Below are 5,797 nucleotides of genomic sequence, written 5' to 3'. Positions count from 1 at the left end.
GCATGGCGGCGTTTTTCAAATGGCGGGAATCCGAAAACTACCGAATCGGTACTTGGCGCTTCGGGCGCGAATAGGAAACGGGCGGTTAGACTGCGTCAGCCGGCTTGACTTCGGGCCACATAGGAAACGGGCGGTTAGACTGCGTCAGCCGGCTTGACTTCGGGCCACATAGGAAAGACTTTAACGATAACAATCTGTCACCGTTAAAAGTTTTTGGGAGGGGAGAGCGCGAGAGGGGGACCCTTTTTTCAAAAAGGGTCCCCCTCTCGCATCTTCACCACTCTTCCCGCAAACTAGCGCCAGGCTTTCTTCTTGGCGGAGTAGCTGAAAATCTCGCGGATGTTCTCGTCTTTGGAGGTGTACGGCCCGGCCAGGGCGGCCTGCTTGGTCGGCGCATCGCAGGTATAGACGCGCTGCAAATATGTGATGTGCCCCACATAGGGCGTATGTTCGTACTGGACGCGCTTGACCTCGGCTCCCAGGGATTCCCGGACGATGACCCGGTAGCTGGCTTCCCAGTGGTCGCCGACCTGCTTGATCTTTTTGGTGGTGATGGTGCCGACGCCGAGTCTGTCGAGCTCATCCACCCACTTCCTGGCATACGTCAGAAATTCGTCGCGAATGTTCTGGGGCACGTCGGAGTTGTTGGAAATAACGCCGGTCTTGCCGAAGGAGGCCCGCATCTTTTCGGTGACGTCAATGGGTGGCGGCGCAACCACGGGCGCGGGGGCGTATTTGCCCTTCTTGCCTTTTTTGCCTCTGACCGGGGTGCTTTCGTCCACGCCCGGATCGAGGATCATGCCTTTCTTGCCGGCCTTGCGCGCGGCGGCGTCGGCAACGACCGGCGCGGGGGCCGGGGCGGCTTCAACCGCCTTGGCCGACTTCTTGCCGGCGGGTGCGGCCTTGGCCGCGACGGCGGGCGCGGCGGCCGGGGCAGCTGTTTTACCCGGTATCTTCAGTGTTTGTCCGGCCTTGAGCTTCCGCGCATCGGTCAGCTTGTTGGCCTGCATCAACTCCTTGGAGTTGACGGAAAATTTTTTGGCGATAGCCGCCACGGAATCACCCTTCTGGACTTTGTATTCCAGCGGCTTGGGCTCTTCCACATGCAGCGTGGGGGCAGGGCCATCAGCGGGGTAGACGTTGACGCCGGCCCAGGCGGAGGCAGGCAGGACGGCGAGAACGAACGCGAAGGCGATGCAGGTTCTGGCGCTTGGCATCCGAGTGCTCCGTTCAAAATACAAGGCCAGACGCCCCGGAGGGCGTCTGGCCAGGGAGACGGGTTACGTCCCGCTTACATGCTCTTGAACTTGATCACGCACCGGCGGTTCAGGGCGCGGCCCTGAGCGGTCTTGTTGGTGGCGACCGGATCGGTCAGGCCGAGGCTGATGGCCTCGATGCGGCTGGCGTCGATGCCCTTCTTCACGAAGAAGGCCTTGACGGAGTCGGCGCGGCGCTGGCCGAGCTTCATGTTGTACTGCGGGGTGCCGATGCTGTCGGTGTTACCTTCGAGGATGACCTTCATGTTCGGCTTGGACTTGATGATGGCGGTGCCTTCCTCGAGGACGGGCACGAACTCGGGCTTAATGTTGTACTTGTCGAAGTCGAAGTAGATGCTGCGGAAGACGACGATTTCGTCTTCGATCCACTCGTACAGGGAGCACTCGAGGAAGCGCTCGCGGGCGGCTTCGTTACGGAGCAACTCTTCGCCGAGCTCGATGCAGTTGCACTTGCCCATGGCGGCGATGGCCTTGAGCACCTGCTGGCCATGCTTGTTGTCGGACAGGTCGACGATGTAGAAGCACAGGTTGTCGCCGTACTTGGCCTTCAGGGACTGGGCCACGGCAACGGGGTCGACGCCGCAGTTGGAGTCGCCGTCAGAGAAGATGAACACGCCGGTCTTGCCCGACAGGGTGGACAGCGGCAGCTTGTCCAGGTCTTCCAGGCCACGGCCCATGGGGGTCATGCGGCCGTAGACGCTGTAGTCGGTGGAGATCTTCTCGATGGCGGCGCCCAGGGTGGCCTGGCTGTAGGGAGCCATCGCGGCGTACTCTTTGTACGGGGCGAAGGTGTACAGACCGGCCTTGTAGCCGAGCTCGGGGGTCATCTTGTTAAGCTCACGGGCCAGGGACTTGGCCATCATGATCTTGGAAACACCGCCGAACTGCACATAGCGCTGTCCCTTGTAGGAGAAGGCCATGGAGCTCGAATGGTCGATAAAATAAATAAAGTTATCGACCTTGGGAACCTGCTTCTTCGCCATAGCCGGGCCGCTGAATCCCAGCAGCAGGGCGACCACAGCCACCAGCAAAATCTGAAGTTTCTTGTTCATAACTCCCTCCTCGGAGCAAGTGAAATGAGATTCACCTTTGCCAAAAAAACACCCTCTTTCGTCGCAAAAAACAGGGCCCGCCCGCGAGGGCAAGAACCCCCACCTCCCGGATGTCTCCCAAATAGTTGGGAAAAAACGACTACCGGGAAGCTTCCCTCTGATCTCCGGTTAAAGCTATAGTGCTTTTTGCATGCAAGCGCAAGTGGATGCGCTCCTTTCCCCTGCCAAGCCGGCCGGGACCCGTGGCCGGTCACGATGCTGCTATAGCATCTTTCCCTTAAAAGTGTAGAGAAAAATCGTCCGGCTCGAAATTGGCCGGAGCCCAACGCCTAACGCAGGAGAAACGATGTCCCCCACTTTCGGTTTCACCGTCCTTCGCGACGAAACGCTCGACGAATACGCCGCCCGGGCCATCCTGGCCCGTCATGACCGCACCGGGGCGCAAGTCCTGTCGCTCTGCCTCGATGACGCCAACAAGGTTTTCGGCATAAGCTTCCGTACGCCGCCGGGCAACTCCACCGGCGTGCCCCATATCCTGGAGCACTCGGTGCTTTGCGGCTCACGCAAGTATCCCGTCAAGGAACCCTTCGTGGAGTTGCTCAAGGGTTCGTTGCAGACCTTCCTCAACGCCTTCACCTATCCCGACAAGACCTGCTATCCGGTGGCCTCCACCAACCTCAGGGACTTCCATAACCTTATAGACGTCTATCTCGACGCCGTGTTCTACCCGCGTATCCCGCGCCATGTCTTTCTCCAGGAGGGCTGGCACTTCGAGTGGAGCGATCCCGGGGTGCTGACGCGCAGCGGCGTGGTGTTCAACGAGATGAAGGGCGTCTACTCCTCGCCCGATTCCGTGCTCGGCGAATTCTCCCAGCGCCTGCTCTTTCCGGACACCACCTACGGCGTGGATTCCGGCGGCGATCCCAAGGTGATCCCGACGCTCACCTACGAGGAATTCAAGGCCTTCCACGATACCTATTACCATCCCTCCAACGCCCGAGCCTTTTTTTCCGGCGACGACGACCCGGACGAGCGGTTGCGCATCCTGGACGACTACTTCAGCCGTTTCGACGCCCGCCCGGTCGATTCCCACGTCGCGGTCCAGGTCCCCTTCACCGCGCCCCGCGACAAGGAGATGCCCTACGCCGCCGCCCCGGGCCAGGCCGACCGGGGCTTCGTCACCGTCAACTGGCTGTTGCCGGAAACCGTGGACCAGGATCTCGTGCTCACCCTCGAAGTCCTGGAGCATGTGCTGATCGGCCTGCCCTCCTCGCCGCTGCGCAAGGCGCTGCTCGACAGCGGCCTGGGCGAGGATCTGGCCGGCGCCGGCCTGGAAACCGAGTTGCGCCAGATGTATTTTTCCGTGGGGCTTAAGGGCATCAAGATCGGCACGAGCCCCGAGGTGGAAAAGCTCATCCAGGGCACGCTCGCCTGGCTGGCCGATTCCGGCCTGCCGCCCGATGCCGTGGAGGCCGGGGTCAACGCCCTGGAATTCGCCCTGCGGGAAAACAACACCGGCTCGTTTCCGCGCGGGCTCTCGCTCATGCTGCGCGCGCTGACCACCTGGCTCCACGACGGCGACCCGCTCTCGCCGCTACGCTTCTCCGGGCCCCTCGAGCGCCTCAAGACCAGGATCGCCGCCGGCGAAAAGGTCCTCGAAGAGGCCATCCGCGCCTACCTTCTGGACAATCCCCACCGCGTCACCCTGTCGCTTGTGCCCGACACCGAACTCGACGCCAAACGGCTGGCCGAGGAGCGGGCGGACCTGGACGCCATCGCCGCCGGCCTCGACGAACAAGGGAAAAAGGCCATCACCGACGAGCAGGCGGAGTTGCGCCGGCTCCAGGAAACCCCGGATACGCCCGAGGCCCTGGCCACGATACCGAACCTCGCCCTGGGCGACCTGCCGATCGACGAAGCCCCCATCCCCCAGGAAGTCCGGGAACACGGCCCGGTCTCCCTGTTTCTCCATCCCCTGGAGACCGCCGGCATCGCCTACCTCGACCTGGCCTTTCCCCTCGGCGGCGTGCCGGATCACCTCGTCCCCCTGGTGCCGCTTTTCGGCCGGGCGCTTCTGGAGCTCGGCACCGACCGCACCGACGCCGTGAGTCTCACCCGGCGCATCGCGGCCAAGACCGGCGGCATCTCCCGCGAGGCGCTGGTGTCCAGCCGCGTGGGGACCGGGCCCGACGACGCCCTGGCCCGGCTGGTGTTGCGGGGCAAGGCCACTCTGGAAAAGACCCAGGAATTCCTGGACATCCTCGAGGAACTCATTGGCGGCACGGATTTCGGCAACCGGGAGCGCTTCGCCCAGATGGCCATCGAGGCCAAATCGCGCCTGGAACGCCGGCTGGGCCCGGCCGGCCACGCCACGGCCGGTTCGCGGCTGCGGGCCCGCTACACCCTGGCCGGGAGCGTTGGCGAGAGGATGCACGGCGTGTCCCAGCTCTTCTATCTGCGCGAGCTTATCGACCGCATCGACACGGACTACGACGCCGTGCGCCGCGACCTGGAGACCCTGCGCGACGTGGTGCTGACCCGCGAGGGGACCATCGCCGGCCTGACCGTCTCCCCCGCCGACATGGCCATGACCGAAACCGCCGTGTCCGGGCTCATAAACCGCCTGCCCGTCGCCAAACCCGCCCCGGCCGCCTGGAGTCGGCCCGCCGTGCCGCCGGCCGAAGGCATCGCCATCCCGGCCCAGGTGCACTACGTCGGCGTCGGCCTCGACCTGTCCAAAACGGGCTGGACCTTCGACGGGGCCAACCTCGTGGCCGCCCGCCATCTGCGCATGGCCTATCTCTGGGACCGCGTGCGGGTGCGCGGCGGCGCCTACGGCGCATTCTGCTCCCTGGACCGGCTGTCGGGACAGATCGTCTTCGTCTCCTACCGCGACCCCAACACCGACGCCACCATCGACACCTTCCGCCAGGCCGGGCGCTACCTCATGGAGGCGACCCTGGACGCCGAGGAGATGACCCGGGCCATCATCGGCACCATCGGCGACATCGACGCCCACATGCTGCCCGACACCAAGGGACACGTGGCCATGGTGCGCCGGCTCGTGGGCGACACGCCGGAAATCCGCGCCGCCATGCGCGGTCAGGTGCTCGCCGCCAGCATCCGGCAATTCCGGGAATTCGGCGAGGCCCTCGACGCCGCGGCCAAGAACGCCGCCATCGTGGTCCTCGGCCCCACGCCCTCCCTCGACGCCCTGTCCGTGCCGGACCTGTCGCGGCTGGATGTGTTGTAATGTAAGGGAAGGAAGACCCAGGAGAGGCGCTGCCTCTCCTGGACCTCACCGCCGGGGGAGCACGGCTCCCCCGGACCCCCATTATGCGGTGGGTCGTGGGCGACCCACCGAACCGAGATATGCAGGGAAGTTGCCTCCAAAGCGCAAAACCGTCATGGTAAGCATGCAAGACCTGACGACACCCCTTGAGGAGTTTTGGGGGAGGGAGGGGGCGC

The 5,797-nt window shown here is 63.9% G+C and carries 3 protein-coding genes; 1 reads left to right on the top strand and 2 read right to left on the bottom strand.

Annotation, left to right across the window (positions count from 1 at the left end; genetic code table 11):
* Nucleotides 1–293: 293 nt before the first annotated feature.
* Together ACMZ6R_RS19835 and ACMZ6R_RS19830 are read right to left on the bottom strand one after the other, a co-directional pair.
* Nucleotides 294–1,217, bottom strand: a complete 924-nt coding sequence (locus ACMZ6R_RS19835) for a LysM peptidoglycan-binding domain-containing protein (RefSeq protein WP_416114685.1) — start codon at nt 1,215–1,217, stop codon at nt 294–296.
* Nucleotides 1,218–1,291: 74 nt separating this feature from the next.
* Nucleotides 1,292–2,329, bottom strand: coding sequence for an OmpA family protein (locus ACMZ6R_RS19830; RefSeq protein ID WP_416114684.1), 1,038 nt, complete (start codon nt 2,327–2,329; stop codon nt 1,292–1,294).
* A gap of 346 nt (nt 2,330–2,675) precedes the next feature.
* Between ACMZ6R_RS19830 and ACMZ6R_RS19825 the strand changes: the two genes are divergently transcribed.
* Nucleotides 2,676–5,582 (top strand): insulinase family protein, encoded by a 2,907-nt coding sequence (locus tag ACMZ6R_RS19825; protein ID WP_416114683.1) that lies wholly within the window; start codon nt 2,676–2,678, stop codon nt 5,580–5,582.
* Nucleotides 5,583–5,797: the final 215 nt, after the last annotated feature.

The sequence above is a fragment of the Solidesulfovibrio sp. C21 genome (assembly GCF_047785625.1).
Lineage (GTDB): Bacteria > Desulfobacterota > Desulfovibrionia > Desulfovibrionales > Desulfovibrionaceae > Solidesulfovibrio.
This window is presented reverse-complemented; position numbering and strand designations above follow the sequence as displayed.